The organism is Bacillus sp. X1(2014), assembly GCF_007678255.1.
Map to the genome: position 1 here is coordinate 1 of NZ_VEED01000094.1, position 228 is coordinate 228.

The 228-nt window shown below is 45.6% G+C and carries 1 tRNA gene and 1 rRNA gene; both read right to left on the bottom strand.

What is annotated here, in order from left to right:
* Position 1 precedes the first annotated feature (1 nt).
* A tRNA-Met gene (locus FS608_RS29940) sits at positions 2-75 on the bottom strand.
* A gap of 78 nt (positions 76-153) precedes the next feature.
* A 5S ribosomal RNA gene (rrf, locus tag FS608_RS31945) occupies positions 154-228 on the bottom strand; the annotation flags it as partial.

Here is a 228-nt window from a genome sequence, read left to right on the forward strand (position 1 = left end):
ATTGCGGGGACAGGATTTGAACCTGCGACCTTCGGGTTATGAGCCCGACGAGCTACCAGACTGCTCCACCCCGCGACGATTAATATTAATTACTGCACCATAATATTATCCTACTTAAAGAAGATAATTATGTATGTTTTTTAAAGTAATTTAGCCTGGCAACGTCCTACTCTCACAGGGACGCGTGTCCCAACTACCATCGGCGCTGAGAAGCTTAACTTCCGTGTT